This window comes from Streptomyces sp. RPT161, from assembly GCF_027533845.1.
Classification (GTDB): domain Bacteria; phylum Actinomycetota; class Actinomycetes; order Streptomycetales; family Streptomycetaceae; genus Streptantibioticus_A; species Streptantibioticus_A silvisoli_A.
Genome location: NZ_JAPZVN010000005.1, coordinates 220735 through 236607, shown reverse-complemented (window position 1 = coordinate 236607; position 15873 = coordinate 220735). Strand labels below are relative to the sequence as shown.

The window sequence follows — 15873 nt, the reverse complement described above, 5'->3', positions numbered from 1 at the left end:
GACAAGGTCCTTGCATCACGAAAACAGATTTGCGACCCAATCGTAGTCCCGAATCGGGAACCGAGTACGGGAAAATTCCGTACGCGAAAGCGCCGAGGGCGTCCGCCCCACGGATGGCGGACGCCCTCGGCGTCGATCAGAGCTGTCGAGCAGCGCTGAAGGTCAGGAGGCCTTGGCCTTCTCACCTTCCGGCGCCTTGGCCTTGGCGGTGGCCGCCGCCGTCACCGGTGCCGCGGCCTCGTAGAACTCGTCGCGCGGGTTCTCCAGCGCGCCGAGCGCCACCACGTCGCGCTTGAGGAACATCGCCAGCGTCCAGTCGGCGAGCACCCGGAACTTGCGGTTGAAGGTCGGCACCGCCATGCCGTGGTAGCCGCGGTGGCAGTACCAGGCCAGACGGCCCTTGAGCTTGATCTTGCCGAACAGCAGGGCGACGCCCTTGTGCAGGCCGAGACCGGCGACCGCGCCCATGTTCTTGTGCTTGTACTCGTGCTGCGGGAAGCCGCGCATCCCGGACACCACGTTGTCGCCGAGCACCTTGGCCTGGCGCAGCGCGTGCTGCGCGTTCGGCGGGCACCAGGCGCCCTCGCCGGAGGCGAGGTCCGGCACCTGGGCGTTGTCGCCGGCCGCCCACACGTAGTCCATGCCCTGGACCTGGAGGGTGGGAGCGGTGTCGACGTGGCCGCGCGGGCCGAGCGGCAGGCCGAAGTTGGCCAGCGCCGGGTTCGGCTTGACGCCCGCGGTCCACACGATGGTGGAGGCGTCGACCTCAAGCCCGTTGGCGAGCACCACGTGCTTGTCGACGCAGGACTTCATCGACGTCTCCAGGTAGACCTCGATGCCGCGCTCGCGCAGGTGCTCAAGGCCCCACTTGCCGAGCTCCGGGCCGACCTCGGGCAGGATCCGGTTGGCGGCCTCGACGAGGACGAACCGCATGTCCTCGCGCTTGACGTTCGTGTAGTACTTGCACGCGTCACGGGCCATGTCCTCGACCTCGCCGATGGTCTCCGCGCCCGCGAAGCCACCGCCGACGAAGACGAAGGTCAGCGCCTTGCGGCGGACCTCCTCGTCGGTCGTGGAGTCGGCCAGGTCCAGCTGCTCCAGCACGTGGTTGCGCAGGTCGACGGCTTCCTCGACGCCCTTCATGCCGATGCCGTTCTCGGCGAGGCCGGGGATCGGGAAGGTGCGGGAGACGGCGCCGAGCGCGACGACGAGGTAGTCGAAGGGCAGCTCGTAGGACTCGCCGACGAGCGGCTCGATGACGGCCACCTTGCGGTCCTGGTCGACCGAGGTGACCCGGCCGGTGAGGACCTCCGCCTTGGGCAGCACGCGTCGCAGCGGAACCACGACGTGGCGCGGGGAGATGCTGCCGGCGGCAGTCTCAGGGAGGAAGGGCTGGTACGTCATGTACGACCGGGGGTCGACGACCGTGACGGTCGCCTCGCCGAACCGCATCTTCTTCAGGATGCGGCGCGCCGCGTACAGGCCGACGTAACCGCCGCCTACTACGAGGATCCGTGGACGCTCCGTGGTGCTCATGAAGACGAGTATCCAGCACCCGCTTGGGGGGCCTTCGTGAGCCCCTTCACAAGGTTCTTGCGACCCTCTGCTACACTGCGCGGTTTCGTGATCGATGCCACAGCGGCCAACGGAACCGGACAGGCCCCGAAGACGTTGAGCCACCGCGCTGAGCAGCCACGATCTGCATCAGCGGGGTAGCGGCGGACGGATGGCCGCGCCCCGTGTAACGCCGCCGGAACACTCCCCCGGCGCGCGGCGGGCGCGGAACCTCAACTCCACCCCAACAAAAGCCCCGTTCTTCATGTGAAGAAATTCACGAAGCTCTTTCCGAGGCCCGTGCGCGAGGGCGCCGCAGCCCGCTCAGCTGATGTTCGCCCTGCTCAGTCGACCACTCAGGCCACGCTCCACGCGATGCCGTCGAGGATGTCGTGCTCGCTCACCACGACCTCCCCGGCCCCCACCCGCTCCATGATCATCAGCAGTACGAGGGCGCCCGCGCCGATCACGTCGATCCGCCCGGGGTGCAGCACCGGGATCGCGGCGCGTTCGGCGTGCGTCGAGGACAGCAGCCGGTCGGTGATCTCGCGGACCTGATCGATGCCGATCCGCGAGTGGTGGATCGCCGACGAGTCGTACTCCCGCAGCCCCAGCGCGATCGCGGCCACCGTGGTGACCGAGCCGGCCAGGCCCACCAGGGTCCGGGCCCGCCCCAGCGGCACCGTCTCGGCGGCCAGGTCCAGCGCGGCGGCGATGTCCGCCCGCATCGCGGCGATCTGACCCGGCGTGGGCGGATCGCCGACCTGGCCGTCGCGGACCAGGTGCCGCTCGGTCATCCGGACGCAGCCGATGTCCACCGAGCGGGCCGCCGCGGCGTGCTCCGAGCCGACCACGAACTCGGTCGACCCGCCCCCGATGTCCACCACCAGGTACGGCTTCTCGAAGTGGTCCCGGCCGGCCAGTTCCCTCGTCGCCCCGGTGAACGAGTACTCGGCCTCGTCGTCGCCGGAGATCACCTCGGGCTCCACGCCCAGGATCTCCACCACGCCCCGAACGAAGTCCTCGCGGTTCCGCGCGTCCCGGGAGGCCGACGTGGCCACGAACCGCACCTTCTCCGCACCGAGTTCGCGGATCACCTCGGCGTACTCACGGCACGCGGCGAAGGTGCGCTCCAGGGCCTCGGGCGCCAGCCGGCCGGTGCGGTCCACGTCCTGGCCGAGCCGTACGATCCGCATCCGCCGGTCGAGGTCCTTGATGGCACCGGTGTGCCGGTCGGCCTCGGCGACCAGCAGCCGGATGGAGTTCGTACCGCAGTCGACCGCGGCGACCCGGGTCACTTCGCGTCCTCCTCGGCGCCGCCCTCGTCGGCACCGGCGCACACGCAGGGGCCCTTGCGCCACCACTGCGGCAGCATCGCGATCGCCTCGTCACCCAGCGGGTTCACCCCGGGACCGGCCGCCAGCGAGTGGCCGACCAGCACGTGCAGGCACTTGACCCGGTCCGGCATGCCGCCCGCGCTGGGGAAGTTCTCCAGCACCTCGATGGCGTCCCGGCGGGCGATGTAGTCCTCGTGCGCCGCCCGGTACCCGGCGGCCAGCTCCTCGTCCTCAGCGAGCCGCGCCGTCATCTCCTTCATCACGCCCTCCGCCTCCAGGGTGCCGATGGCGGAGGCGGCGCGCGGGCAGGTCAGGTAGTAGAGCGTGGGGAACGGCGTGCCGTCCTCCAGCCGGGGCGCCGTCTCCACGACGTCCGGCAGCCCGCACGGGCAGCGGTGCGCTACGGCCCGCAGTCCGCGCGGCACGCGGCCGAGCTGCTCGCCGATGGCGGCGATGTCGGCCTCGGTGGGCGGGGCGGGTTCGGTGCGGGGCGGCGGGTTCTTCACGGGCGGCTTTCTGGTTCGGCGGTGGCTCGGTGGTGGTACGGGTCCCGGGCGAGCCGGGCCCCGGTCAGTGGCTGGCGTCGGAGGAGTTCACTCCGTTCCAAAGATTGTCGTACCAGGCGCGGTTGGCCGCCGCCCCCGTGGCGGCGTCGCTCTGGTCGGCGTCCGTACCGCGCTGGCCGGACATGGTGTACCCGGTCTCCCCCGGCATCACGAAGTGCAGCTGCTCGCGGGCCTGCGCCTTGACGTACTCCGGATCGGACCAGCGGGCCTTCTCCTGTTGCAGCCGCTCCACCCGCTGGCGCGCCTGGCGCGCCTGCTCGCGCTGGTCGGCGATCTGCGAGCGCTGGGCCACGTACTGCCGCATCGGGTACGCGAGGGCGACGACCAGCGCGCAGACGGTCAGCGCCAGCAGCGCGGCGCGACCGGTGAGCCTGCTGCGCCGCGGTGTACGGCCGGTGGCCCGGTAGACGCGGGCCTGCGCCTGCGCGCCCAGGGCCTTGAGCCTGGTCGCGGTCGAGAAGCGGTCCGTTGGCACGTCGCTCACCCCTCAGCACGTACGTAGTTGTGTTCTGGGGCTTCGCCCCCAAACCCACCGGGGCCACGCCCCAGGCCCGTTTCCGGGGGCTCTCGCCTCCGGACGCCCCTTGGGGTTGAGCCCTCAACCCCAAGGGCCCGGGGGGCACCGCCCCCCGGGCCCGTCACAGGACCTCAGGCGCGGAAGCGCGGGAAGGCGCTGCGGCCGGCGTACACCGCGGCGTCGTCGAGGATCTCCTCGATGCGCAGCAGCTGGTTGTACTTGGCGACGCGGTCCGAGCGGGCCGGGGCACCGGTCTTGATCTGGCCGCAGTTGGTGGCGACGGCCAGGTCGGCGATGGTGACGTCCTCGGTCTCGCCGGAGCGGTGCGACATCATGCACTTGTAGCCGCTGCGCTGGGCCAGCTCGACGGCGTCCAGGGTCTCGGTCAGCGAACCGATCTGGTTGACCTTGACCAGCAGGGCGTTGGCGGTGTCGCTGTCGATGCCGCGCTGCAGGCGCTCCGGGTTGGTCACGAACAGGTCGTCACCGACCAGCTGGACCTTGTCGCCGAGCTGGTCGGTGATGGTCTTCCAGCCCTCCCAGTCCTCCTCGCCCAGCGGGTCCTCGATGGAGACCAGCGGGTAGGCGGCGACCAGCTCGCCGTAGTAGGCGCTCATCTCGGCGGCGGTACGGGCCTTGCCCTCGAAGACGTACGCGCCGTCCTTGTAGAACTCGGTGGCGGCCACGTCAAGGGCGAGCGCGATGTCCTGGCCGGGCTGGAAGCCGGCCTTCTTGATGGCCTCGACGATCAGGTCGAGGGCGGCGCGGTTGGACTCCAGGTTGGGCGCGAAGCCGCCCTCGTCGCCGAGGCCGGTGGACAGACCGCGCTCCTTGAGGACCGACTTCAGCGCGTGGTACGTCTCCGCGCCCCAGCGCAGGGCCTCGGAGAAGGACTCGGCGCCGATCGGCGCGATCATGAACTCCTGGATGTCGACGTTGGAGTCCGCGTGGGCGCCGCCGTTGAGGATGTTCATCATCGGGACCGGCAGTACGTGGGCGTTCGGGCCGCCGATGTAGCGGAACAGCGGCAGGTCGGAGGCCTCGGAGGCGGCGTGCGCCACGGCCAGCGAGACGCCGAGGATGGCGTTGGCGCCGAGTGAGGACTTGTCCGGGGTGGCGTCCAGGTCGAGCATCGCCTGGTCGATCAGCCGCTGCTCGGTGGCGTCGTACCCCACCAGCTCCGGGCCGATCTGCTCGATGACGGCGAGAACGGCCTTCTCCACGCCCTTTCCGCCGTAACGGGCCTTGTCCCCGTCGCGCAGTTCGAGGGCCTCGAACGCACCGGTGGAGGCACCGGAGGGTACGGCCGCGCGGCCGGTGCTCCCGTCGTCGAGGCCGACCTCGACCTCGACGGTGGGGTTGCCTCGTGAGTCGAGGATTTCCCGGGCTACGACGACGTCGATGGACGGCACGAGCATCTCCTTTGGGATGTGTTGCTTGGTTGGTGCGCTGGTGCTCTGCGGGATGAGCCTAACCGGCTCGCCCGGTCCGGCCAGCCGACGGGACGGCGGCCGAACCCAAAATGCCCCGGCCGGACACGCTCGGGGGGAAGGCGTGTCCGGCCGGGGAGCTTTCATCGGTCGCCGCGCGGTTCGCGAACGCGGGAGACCGTCAGGGCAGTTGTGCCGTTGTCGGGGTTCAGCCGAGCTTCAGGTGCTGACCGGGGAAGATCAGGTTGGCGTCCTTGACGACGTCGTTGTTCAGCTCGAACAGCTTCTGCCAGCCGCCGGCGACACCGTGGGCGGCGGCGATACCGGAGAGGGTGTCACCGGACTTGACGGTGTAGCTGCCGGTGCCCTGCTCGACCGGGGCGGCCGGGCGGGCGTGCTTGCGGACCTTCTTCGGCGCCGGGGCCTCGGCGGGGGCCTCCTTGGCCGGGGCCTCCTTGGCGGTCTGAGTGCTGGCCGCGTTGTCCGAGCCGGCCGAGGCGGAGGCGGAGCCGCTCACGTTGATCTCCGGGGCCGGGCCACCGGAGGTCAGCGGGCCGGCGTAGGCGCACTGCCAGGCACCCGGGCCCTGCATCTTCAGCAGCACCTCGGCGACGGCGATCTGCTGGTCCTTGGTGGCGTAGTCGGCGCGCGAGGCGTACTTCAGACCACCGGCGGCGGCCCAGCTGGACTGCGAGAACTGCAGACCGCCGTAGTGCCCGTTGCCACCGGTGTCGTGGTTGGACCAGTTGCCGCTGGACTCGCACTGGGCGACACGGTCCCAGACGGCCACGGAGGCGGCGGAAGCCGAGGTGGCGGTCAGGAGCGGCGCGGCGACGGCCGCACCGGCGACACCGGTGATGGTGGCGATACGGACAGCCTTCGAGGCACGGCGGTGCTTACCCATGGAGATTTCCTCACCGACGCCTACGAGGTCAGCTGTCGGGTTCGGGCCGAGTGAGTTGCCCGGTCGCGGCGCACGGCGCGCGACTTAACCCCTAGCCGGTCCGTCGAGTTGACCGGACCGGCGGAGAACCTTGGGTCCCCCGCTCCTGCCTACGGCGCTTTCGCGTCGACTGTTCCCGTCGGCCGGCGGCAGGACTCGGCGTACCTGACCGACAGGGCTCGCGGTGGCGAGCGGTCACGACCTTAAACACACCCCCCGGGCGGCTGACAAACACCGCCCGGCACCGGCGGATTTCTGACGCGTCACCAGCGGAACGTCAGATCCGCAGGTCGGAACGGGATAAGCGGACGGCTGACGGTCCGTCGCCCGAAGCGGCCCGGGAGAGGTATGTCACAGGTTTAACGAAGAGTGAGCTGTTGTCCGGGCAGGATCAGGTCCGGGTTGGAGCCCACCACGGACTTGTTGGCGTCGTAGAGCGACGGCCAGCCTCCGGGCACCGAGTGGTCTGTCGCGATTTGCGCAAGGTTGTCGCCCGGCTGAACGGTGTACGAGCCGCTCTCCTGCCCGCCCACCCCCGGATCCTGCTGGCGCGCGTCGACGCCGCCACGTGAGGCGCGGTCACCGCCACGGTCACCGGACGTAGTCGGCGCCGGGTCGGCGGGAGCGCTGGACGGCGCCCCGGAGGGCGTTCCGGAGGGCGTTCCGGAGGCCGTGGGGTCGGCGCTGGCCGAACCGGAAGCGGAGGGAGACGGCTTGGCGTGCCGCCCGCCGCCACCGGCACCGGAGGGCGACGGCGTGCTGCTGGCCGAGGAGGAGGGGGTGGACGAAGCGGAAGAAGAGGGCGAGGGACTGGAGGACGGGGCGGACGATGGCGTACCCGACGCGTCCACCGCACCAGATGAATCGGAGGACCCACTCGAACCGGTCGAAGTGGACGAGCTGGATGAACCGGAAGAACCCGTCACCCCCGAACCATCCCCGAGAACCGGCGAGTTGGACAAACCGGATTCACCGGACGCGCCGGAGTCGTTCCACGACCCGTCCGTCGACGGATCGAGGGTGCCCGGGTCCACCTCCGCCGAGGCGCCGCCCCTGGCCAGGCCCGCGTCCACCGCGCAGCCGCCCCAGGTGTCGGCGCCCTGGGCGGACAGCACCTTCTCGGCGATGGCTATCTGCTGCTGCCGGCTGGCCAGGTCGGGCCGCTCGGCGTAGGCCGTGCCGCCGAACCGCTCCCAGGTGTCCTGGGTCATCTGGAGTCCGCCGTACGAGCCGTTGCCGTTGTCGGCGCTCCACATGCCGCCGCTCTCGCACTGCGCGACCTTGTCCCAGGTGCTGGCGGTGGCGGCGTGCGCACCCGTGGCGCCGAGCAGCGGCAGCGCGATCCCGGCGCCGGTGACCCCGGCGGTGACGACGAACGCGGGCGCTTGACGCGGCTTGCGGTGCTGACCGTTGCCCGACCTGAGCATGTGACGCCTTTCTCCGACGGCGGGGACGAGCGCAGAGCGTAGCCCGTAACGGCGTCGGTCACGGGCGGATGTAGTGGAGATCACGTGGAGGTCACGCCTGACCGACATCCCGTCAGGTGTCTGTATTCTCCATGCTCTTATTGCCCGTTGACGACATCCCGGACAGCGGTGAAGGAGACCGGAAGGGTGCGCAGCCCGCGCATGATCAGTCCGCCGCGCCAGCGCAACTCCTCTGGACCCACGGCGAGTTGCAGGTCGGGGAGCCGGGTGAGCAGGGTGGCCAGCGCGGTCTGGCCCTCCAGCCGGGCGAGCGGGGCGCCCAGGCAGTAGTGGATGCCGTGTCCGAATCCCAGATGCGGGTTGTCGCGCCGGGCCAGGTCGAGGGTGTCGGGACCGGCGAAGCGTTCCGGGTCGCGGTCGGCGGCGGCCAGTACCACCAGCACCGGGTCGCCGGTGCCGATCGACCGGCCGCCGATGGTCAGCGGTTCGGTGGCGAACCGCCAGGTCGCCAACTCCACCGGCCCGTCGTAGCGCAGCAGTTCCTCGACCGCGGTGGCCAGCAGGTCCGTCTCACCACGGCCCACCGAGTCCTGGAGCAGCCGCCGTTGCCCCGGATCGCGCAGCAGCGCGTACGTGCCGTTGCCGATGAGGTTGACCGTGGTCTCGAAACCGGCGAACAGCAGGATGAACGCCATCGCCGCGGCCTCGTTCTCGGTGAGGTGCTCGCCGTGGTCGCTGGCCCTGATCAGGGCGGAGATCAGGTCGTCACCGAGCTGTGCGCGCTTGCGGTGGATGAGCTCCAGCAGGTACGCGCGCATCTTCTTCACCGAGCGGGCGACGCCGCCGCGCGGTCCGCCGCCGTGCCGGATCATCATGCCCGCCCAGTCGCGGAAGTCGTCCTGGTCCTCGGCCGGTACGCCGAGCAGGTCGCAGATGGCGTAGATGGGCAGCGGGAAGGCGAACTCATGGATCAGGTCCGCCTCGCCCCTGGCCGCGAAGGAGTCGATGAGGCGATTGGTCAACTCCGTTACCCGCGGGGCGAACTCGGCCACCCGGCGCGGGGTGAACGCCTTGGAGACCAGGCGGCGCAGCCGGGTGTGGTCCGGCGGGTCGATGTTCAGCAGGTGCGTCATCAGGTCGGCACTGCGCTCACCGGGGATGCCGACCTTGCCCTTGGCGTGGGCGCGCTCGGAGTGGTGGACGGGGTTCTTGCTGAGCCGGGCGTCCGCGAGTGCCTGCCGGGCGTCGGGGTACCGGGTGACCAGCCAGGCCTCCACCCCGCTGGGCAGGGTGGTGCGGTGCACCGGCGCGTGCTCCCGCAGCCAGGCGTACGCCGGGTAGGGATCGGCGGCGAACTCCCAGGTGAACAGGGCGGGGGCGGATGCGTCAGTCACCCCCCGACGTTAACCCGGTGGCGTCAGCGGGCGGCGCGCAGCACGTCCCGGCTGAGCCGGTCGGCGAGCCGGGTGGTCTGCGGCAGCCGGTACTGCGGGGCGAGTGCCAGCACATGGCGGCAGGCGGTGTCCAGGTCGATGCCGTGCCCGGTGGAGACGTACACCGGCTTGACGCCGTCCCTGGTGCGCAGCGCGCGTCCGACGGTCTCACCGCCGTCGACGAGCGGGACGCCCGCACCCCGCCGCGGGCCGAGCGCGGCGGCGTCGTAGTCGCCGACGAACGTGGTCTTGGCGACCCCGGCCGCCGCGATCCCGGTGAGCACCCCCAGATGGCAGGCGAGCCCGAAGCGGCGCGGATGCGCCAGGCCCTGGCCGTCGCACAGCAGAAGTTCCGGAACGCTCTCCAGCCGGGTCAACGCCTCGACGAGCACCGGCAGTTCACGGAACGCGAAGAGGCCCGGCACGTACGGGAAGGTGGCGTCACCGACCGCGGTGGCGCGCTCCACGACCTCCAGGGTCCGGGCGTCCAGCACCACCACGGCGGCGGCCACCCGGTTGGAGTCCTCGGCGTACGCCACGTCGAGCCCGGCCACCAGCCGCGGCTCCCGCGGCCCGGGTCCGACGCGGTCCACCTGGCCGCGCAGCCGGTCCTGGATCGCGATGGCATCGGCCTCGGTGCGCGGCCAGGAATGCGGTATGTCGATGCGCATACCGCCATGATCACCCACTCGGCGGTCGGCGCGGTACCGGGTTCAGGTCCGCGGGCCCGGGTAGCCGCGCAGCTCGTACGGCAAGCGCCGCCTGCCGTCCCGAGGCACCTCGTCCGGCTCCCGGCTGACCTCCTCGGGCTCGGAGACCTGGGAGTCCTGGTGCCCGGGTCCGTGGTTCGCCGGGGCCTCGCCCTCGGCGAACTCTGTGGGCGTCGCCCACGCCCGGGCCCGTGGTGGCGGCTGCTCCGGCGGGGGCTGCGGTGTGCGCTCCGGGCCCGGGCCGCGCCGCAGACGTCCGTAGAACAGCCCGACGAGGGCCAGGGCGACCACAATGCCGATGCCGATCAGCAGCGGGCCGATTATGAAGCCCGCCGCGATGGTTTCCGCGCCGAATGTCCACATCATGTGGATTTATTACCCATACGCCGGGCGGATCACTCAGTTCGCTCGGCCGTTCGGATCGCGTCCCGGTACCGACGGGCGGCGGAGCGCAGCGCTGCCTCCGGATCCACCCCCTGCCGCTCGGCGAGGGCGGCCAGGGCGAGCAGCCGGTCCCCGAGGTCCTCCGAGTCGTGCGCGGGCGCGGGCGCGGCCACCCCGCCGGTGCGCGCCCGGCCCGCCAGCTTCGCGGCGAGCGCCAGCGCGGGCTGGTCCAGCGGGATGCCGTCGGTCACCGAGTCGCGGCGCTTCTCCGCGGCCTTGGTGCGCAACCAGTGCTCCTTGACCTCCTCCGGGGTCTCGGCGCTCTCCGCGCCGAAGACATGCGGATGGCGGCGGATCAGCTTGTCCACGATCGTGCCCGCGACATCGTCGATCGAGAACGGCTCCTCGGAGTCCTCCTGCGCGATCCGGGCGTGGAAGACCACCTGGAGCAGCACGTCCCCCAGCTCCTCGCGGTACGCCGCCCGGTCACCGTCCTCGATCGCCTCGACGAGTTCGTACGCCTCCTCGATCAGGTACTTCACCAGGCCCTCACCGGTCTGCCGGCCGCTCCACGGGCACTCCGCGCGGATCCGGTCCATCACCGCGACCAGGTCGAGCAGCCGCGCGCCCGGCAGGTCGTACGAGGCGGGCAGCAGCTCCAGCTCCGGCATCCGCACCCGGCCGGAACCAGCCAGCCGGGCGAGCTCGTCGGTGAGCGACGAGTCGCCGTCAGCAGACGGGATGACCACCACCGTGCGGCCGCCGACCGCCAGGTCGACCAGCTCACGGCCGGTCGGCGCCGAGCGCTCCACCTCGACGCCCGCCTCCCGCAGATACGGCAGCTGCGGATGCGCGCTGTCCGGACACACCACCAGGTCCGCGTCCCGCAGGACCCGCCAGGCGGGCCAGGACAGCAGACCGGGGGCGACACGGTGACTGGTGGTGAGCAGGACCAGACGACCGGGACGGGCGTCAGCGGCGGCGTTGTCGTTCACACGTAGACGCTACCGCTGAGACGTCAGCAGTGGCCCGGCCTCCCCTGGGAAGGGGCTTTCCCGGGGGAGGCCGTCGACCCCCGGGCGAGGGGTGCCTGGCGGCGCCGGGCCGACCTCAGGCGGCTGGTGTGGGGGCGACGGCGTGCCGCAGCCACGGGGTGCTGGCCGTGCCGATGGTCAGGGTCTGGGAATTCCAGGTGCCGTAGCGTGGATTGACGTCCACCCGCATCTGCTGGGCGGTCTTGACCAGGGACTTCGTCACCGCCGCCTGCCCGTCGGGGGTGGCCAGGTCCACGCCGAGCTTCCGCGCCAGCGCCTGGGCCTCGGCCTGCACCCGGTAGAAGTCGTCGATGCCGTTCGGTGCGACGGCGTACTGCTGGAGCAACTGGTCGCGCAGCGCCGCCGCACCGCCCGCCTGCGCCTCGGCGGCCGACCGGGCCTGCTGCACCTCGGCCCGGGTGACGGTCACCCCGGCCTGCCGCGCGGCGGTGTCCAGCACCCGGTCGAAGACCAGGCCGCCCAGCGTCGTACGGTCCAGATCACTGGTCGACTCGATCAGTTGCGCGGTCTGCGCGGAACCGCCCTGCGCGTCGCGCACCGCCTTGACCTGCGACTGCAACGTGGACATCGAGATCGTCTGCCCCCCGACCACGGCCGCCGTCCCTGGATGCTCCGCGCCGCAGGAGGTGAGCAGCGGCGTCGCGGCGAGCACAGCGGCGGCGGTCAAGGAGAGCGTGGCGGTACGACGGCGGACCATGGTGCCTCCCGGCGGTTGATCGAGCGACAGTGCACGACCTGGCGCTGACCGAGGATAGGGACTGCCGGGGGGCGATATCCACTACGCGGCCACCATTCGGTGATGGCCGCGCCGCCGCGGACCGGAAACGCTAGGCGCCCACCACCGTGGTCAGGAACTCGGCCGTCCACTGCAGGAGTTCACGGCCCACCACCGGCTTGCCGCCGATCGTGCCGGTCGACGGGCGTGGCACCAGCACCTGCTTGACCGCGGGCTTGACGACGCTGCGCGGGTGCAGCCGCTTGAGCCGCAGCTCCTGGGACTCGCGCAACTCCACCGGGCCGAAGCGGATGTTGTTGCCCTGGAGGGTGATGTCGGTGACACCGGCCCGCCGGGCCAGCAGCCGCAGCCCGGCGACCAGCAGCAGGTTCTCCACCGGCTCCGGCAACTTGCCGTACCGGTCGGTGAGTTCCTCGCGCACCGCGGCGATGTCGTCCTCGGAGTTGACCGCGGCGATCGAACGGTACGCCTGGAGCCGCAGCCGCTCCCCCGGCGCGTAGTCATGCGGAACGTGCGCGTCCACCGGAAGTTCGATCTTGACCTCCAGCGGCGCCTCCTCCTGCGCCTCCCCGGACTCCAGGGCCGCCCGGTAGTCGGCGACCGCCTCGCCCACCATCCGTACGTACAGGTCGAAGCCGACGCCCGCGATGTGGCCGGACTGCTCACCGCCGAGCAGGTTGCCCGCGCCGCGGATCTCCAGGTCCTTCATCGCCACGTACATGCCCGCGCCCATCTCGGTGTGCTGGGCGATGGTCGCCAGCCGCTCGTGCGCGGTCTCGGTCAGCGGCTTCTCCGGCGGGTACAGGAAGTACGCGTAGCCGCGCTCACGGCCCCGGCCGACCCGGCCGCGCAGCTGGTGCAGCTGCGACAGGCCGAAGTTGTCGCCGCGCTCCACGATCAGGGTGTTGGCGTTGGAGATGTCGATGCCGGACTCCACGATCGTGGTGGACACCAGCACGTCGAACTTCTTCTCCCAGAAGTCGACCACCACCTGCTCCAGCGTGTGCTCGCCCATCTGCCCGTGGGCGGTGGCGATGCGCGCCTCCGGGACCATCTCGCGCAGCCGCGCGGCGGCTCGGTCGATCGACTCCACACGGTTGTGGATGTAGAAGACCTGTCCCTCACGCAGCAGTTCACGGCGGACCGCCGCCGCGATCTGCTTCTCCTCGTACGGGCCGACGAAGGTCAGCACCGGGTGCCGCTCCTCCGGCGGGGTGGTGATGGTGGACATCTCCCGGATGCCGGTGACCGCCATCTCCAGGGTGCGCGGAATCGGCGTCGCGGACATGGTCAGCACGTCCACGTTGGCCCGCAGCTTCTTCAACTGCTCCTTGTGCTCGACACCGAAGCGCTGCTCCTCGTCCACGATGACCAGGCCCAGGTCCTTGAACCTGGTCTCGGAGGAGAACAGCCGGTGGGTGCCGATGACCACGTCCACCGAGCCCTCCTTCAGCCCCTCCATCACCGCCTTCGCCTCGGTGTCCGTCTGGAACCGGGACAACGCCCGCACGTTGACCGGGAACTGGCCGTACCGCTCGGAGAACGTGCCGAAGTGCTGCTGGACCAGCAAAGTCGTGGGAACCAGCACGGCCACCTGCTTGCCGTCCTGCACCGCCTTGAAGGCCGCTCTCACCGCGATCTCGGTCTTGCCGTACCCGACGTCGCCGCAGATCAGCCGGTCCATCGGGACCGACTTCTCCATGTCCTCCTTGACCTCGGCGATCGTGGTGAGCTGGTCGGGGGTCTCGGCGTACGGGAACGCGTCCTCCAGCTCGCGCTGCCAGGGGGTGTCCGCGCCGAAGGCGTGACCGGGGGCGGCCATCCGCGCCGAGTACAGCTTGATCAGGTCCGCGGCGATCTCCTTGACCGCCTTCTTCGCCCGCGCCTTGGTCTTCGTCCAGTCGGCGCCGCCGAGCCGGTGCAGCGTCGGGGCCTCGCCGCCCACGTACTTGGTGATCTGCTCCAACTGGTCGGTGGGCACGAAGAGACGGTCGCCCGGCTGGCCGCGCTTGGCCGGGGCGTACTCCACCAGCAGGTACTCGCGGGTGGCGCCCTGCACGGTGCGCTGCACCATCTCCACGTAGCGGCCCACGCCGTGCTGCTCGTGCACGATGTAGTCCCCGGCCTGGAGGGTGAGCGGGTCGATGGTCTTGCGGCGCCGGGACGGCATCCGCCCCATGTCCTTGCTGGCGGACTTCTGACCGGACAGATCGGTCTCGGTCAGCACCGCCAGCTTCAACCCGGGGTCCACGAAGCCGTGCTCGATGGATCCGCAGGCGACGTGCACGACGGACGGCTCGGGGGCGCCCGGCAGGTCCGCGTCCAGCCGGGCCGCGATGCCCTCGTTGCCCAGCACCTCGACGGTACGGGCGGCCGGGCCGTGGCCCTCGGTGACGTAGACGGCGCGCCAGCCGTCGGCCAGCCAGCCCTTGGTGTCGGCGAGCGCGCGGGCGCTGTCCCCGCGGTACGTCTCGGGGGCGTGCATGCCCAACTTCACGGTGTCGTCGTCCAGTTCGGCGTCACTGGCGAACTGGCTGACCGACCACCACGCCATGCCGATCTCCCGGGCGTGGTCGCGGACGTCGGCGAGCGACCACAGCGAGGCGGCGCCCAGGTCGATCGGCGCCTGCCCGCCGCCCGCCGTCGCGGCCCAGGACGCCTCCAGGAACTCCCGGCTGGTGGCCACCAGGTCCGCGGCCCGGGTACGCACCCGCTCCGGGTCGCAGGCGACGGTCAGGCTGCCCGCGGGCATCACGTCCAGCAGCAGCTCCATGTCGTCCACCAGCACCGGGGCGAGCGACTCCATGCCCTCCACCGCGATGCCCTCGGCGATCTTGCCGAGCAGTTCGGCGAGTCCCGGCTGCGACTCGGCCAGCTCCGCGGCCCTGCGCCGTACCTCGTCGGTCAGCAGCAGTTCACGGCACGGCGGGGCCCACAGGCCGTGCTCGGCGACTTCGAGGGAGCGCTGGTCGGCGACCTTGAAGTAACGGATCTCCTCGACGTCGTCGCCCCAGAACTCGATCCGCAGCGGATGTTCCTCGGTGGGCGGGAAGACGTCCAGGATGCCGCCGCGGACCGCGAACTCGCCGCGCTTCTCCACGAGTTCGACACGGGCGTACGCGGCGGCTGCCAGGCCGTCCACGACCTCGCCGAGGTCGGCGGTGTCGCCGCTGCGCAGGCTCACCGGCTTCAGGTCACCCAGGCCCTTGACCTGCGGTTGCAGTACGGAACGTACGGGGGCGACCACGACGCTGACCGGGCCGGTGGACGGATCGTCCTTGCTGGGGTGCGCGAGCCTGCGCAGCACCGCGAGACGGCGGCCGACGGTGTCGGAGCGGGGGGAGAGCCGCTCGTGCGGGAGCGTCTCCCACGCGGGGTACTCCACGACCGCGTCCTGCGGCAGCAGCGAGCGCAGCGCGGCGGCCAGGTCCTCGGCCTCCCGGCCGGTGGCGGTCACGGCGAGTACGGGGCGGCCGGAGCGGGCCGCCAGGGCGGCGATCACGAACGGTCGGGCGCCGGGCGGGCCCACCAGGTCCAGGTGTGGACGGTTGCCGTCAGCTGCGGCTTTTACCGCCTCGGCGAGGGGGGGATCCTGGGTGACGACGTCGAGCAGACCGGTCAGGCTCATGGGGGTCAGCGTACGTGAGCGCTCGCGCTGGCGTTTCGGGGTTTCCGCGCCGTTGCGGCGCGCTTTCGGCTGCGGTCGCGGCCTGCGGGCTGGGCTACGCGGGTCGGGGTCATGCCCACCCGCCCACCCGTTCACCCCGGGCGTTTGCCTGCC

13 protein-coding genes and 1 riboswitch are annotated in these 15873 nt (G+C 71.4%); all 13 genes read right to left on the bottom strand.

The genetic code is table 11. The features are described 5' to 3' along the window. Positions 1-162 precede the first annotated feature (162 nt). Complete coding sequence (locus O5O46_RS14230; RefSeq protein WP_269855754.1) at positions 163-1536, bottom strand: NAD(P)/FAD-dependent oxidoreductase; 1374 nt, start codon at positions 1534-1536, stop codon at positions 163-165. A gap of 374 nt (positions 1537-1910) precedes the next feature. After that, positions 1911-2852 (bottom strand): Ppx/GppA phosphatase family protein, encoded by a 942-nt coding sequence (locus O5O46_RS14225; RefSeq protein WP_269855753.1) that lies wholly within the window; start codon positions 2850-2852, stop codon positions 1911-1913. Further along, positions 2849-3397, bottom strand: coding sequence for a DUF501 domain-containing protein (locus tag O5O46_RS14220; protein WP_269855752.1), 549 nt, complete (start codon positions 3395-3397; stop codon positions 2849-2851). The genes O5O46_RS14225 and O5O46_RS14220 overlap by 4 nt, the downstream gene beginning before the upstream one ends. A gap of 64 nt (positions 3398-3461) precedes the next feature. Beyond that, complete coding sequence (locus tag O5O46_RS14215) at positions 3462-3932, bottom strand: FtsB family cell division protein (RefSeq protein ID WP_269855842.1); 471 nt, start codon at positions 3930-3932, stop codon at positions 3462-3464. 173 nt (positions 3933-4105) lie between these two features. Continuing rightward, complete coding sequence (gene eno, locus O5O46_RS14210) at positions 4106-5386, bottom strand: phosphopyruvate hydratase (RefSeq protein ID WP_269855751.1); 1281 nt, start codon at positions 5384-5386, stop codon at positions 4106-4108. 226 nt (positions 5387-5612) lie between these two features. Further along, entirely contained in the window at positions 5613-6308 is a 696-nt protein-coding gene (locus tag O5O46_RS14205) for a LysM peptidoglycan-binding domain-containing protein (RefSeq protein ID WP_269855750.1), read from the bottom strand. 2 nt (positions 6309-6310) lie between these two features. Next, positions 6311-6475, bottom strand: a riboswitch (cyclic di-AMP (ydaO/yuaA leader). Positions 6476-6706: 231 nt separating this feature from the next. Further along, complete coding sequence (locus O5O46_RS14200; protein ID WP_269855749.1) at positions 6707-7774, bottom strand: LysM peptidoglycan-binding domain-containing protein; 1068 nt, start codon at positions 7772-7774, stop codon at positions 6707-6709. 137 nt (positions 7775-7911) lie between these two features. Beyond that, positions 7912-9168 (bottom strand): cytochrome P450 family protein, encoded by a 1257-nt coding sequence (locus O5O46_RS14195; RefSeq protein WP_269855748.1) that lies wholly within the window; start codon positions 9166-9168, stop codon positions 7912-7914. 23 nt (positions 9169-9191) lie between these two features. Then, positions 9192-9878: an endonuclease V gene (locus O5O46_RS14190; RefSeq protein WP_269855747.1), complete on the bottom strand. Its 687-nt coding sequence runs from the start codon at positions 9876-9878 to the stop codon at positions 9192-9194. 42 nt (positions 9879-9920) lie between these two features. Continuing rightward, on the bottom strand, positions 9921-10283 hold the full coding sequence (locus O5O46_RS14185) for a DUF6479 family protein (RefSeq protein ID WP_269855746.1): 363 nt from the start codon (positions 10281-10283) through the stop codon (positions 9921-9923). Between the two features lie 29 nt (positions 10284-10312). Next, entirely contained in the window at positions 10313-11296 is a 984-nt protein-coding gene (locus O5O46_RS14180) for a nucleoside triphosphate pyrophosphohydrolase (protein ID WP_269855745.1), read from the bottom strand. Between the two features lie 115 nt (positions 11297-11411). Continuing rightward, positions 11412-12053, bottom strand: a complete 642-nt coding sequence (locus tag O5O46_RS14175; RefSeq protein WP_269855744.1) for a SurA N-terminal domain-containing protein — start codon at positions 12051-12053, stop codon at positions 11412-11414. 130 nt (positions 12054-12183) lie between these two features. Further along, the gene (gene mfd / locus O5O46_RS14170) at positions 12184-15720 is read right to left on the bottom strand and encodes a transcription-repair coupling factor (RefSeq protein ID WP_269855743.1); all 3537 of its coding nucleotides are present in this window, start codon (positions 15718-15720) and stop codon (positions 12184-12186) included. Positions 15721-15873: the final 153 nt, after the last annotated feature.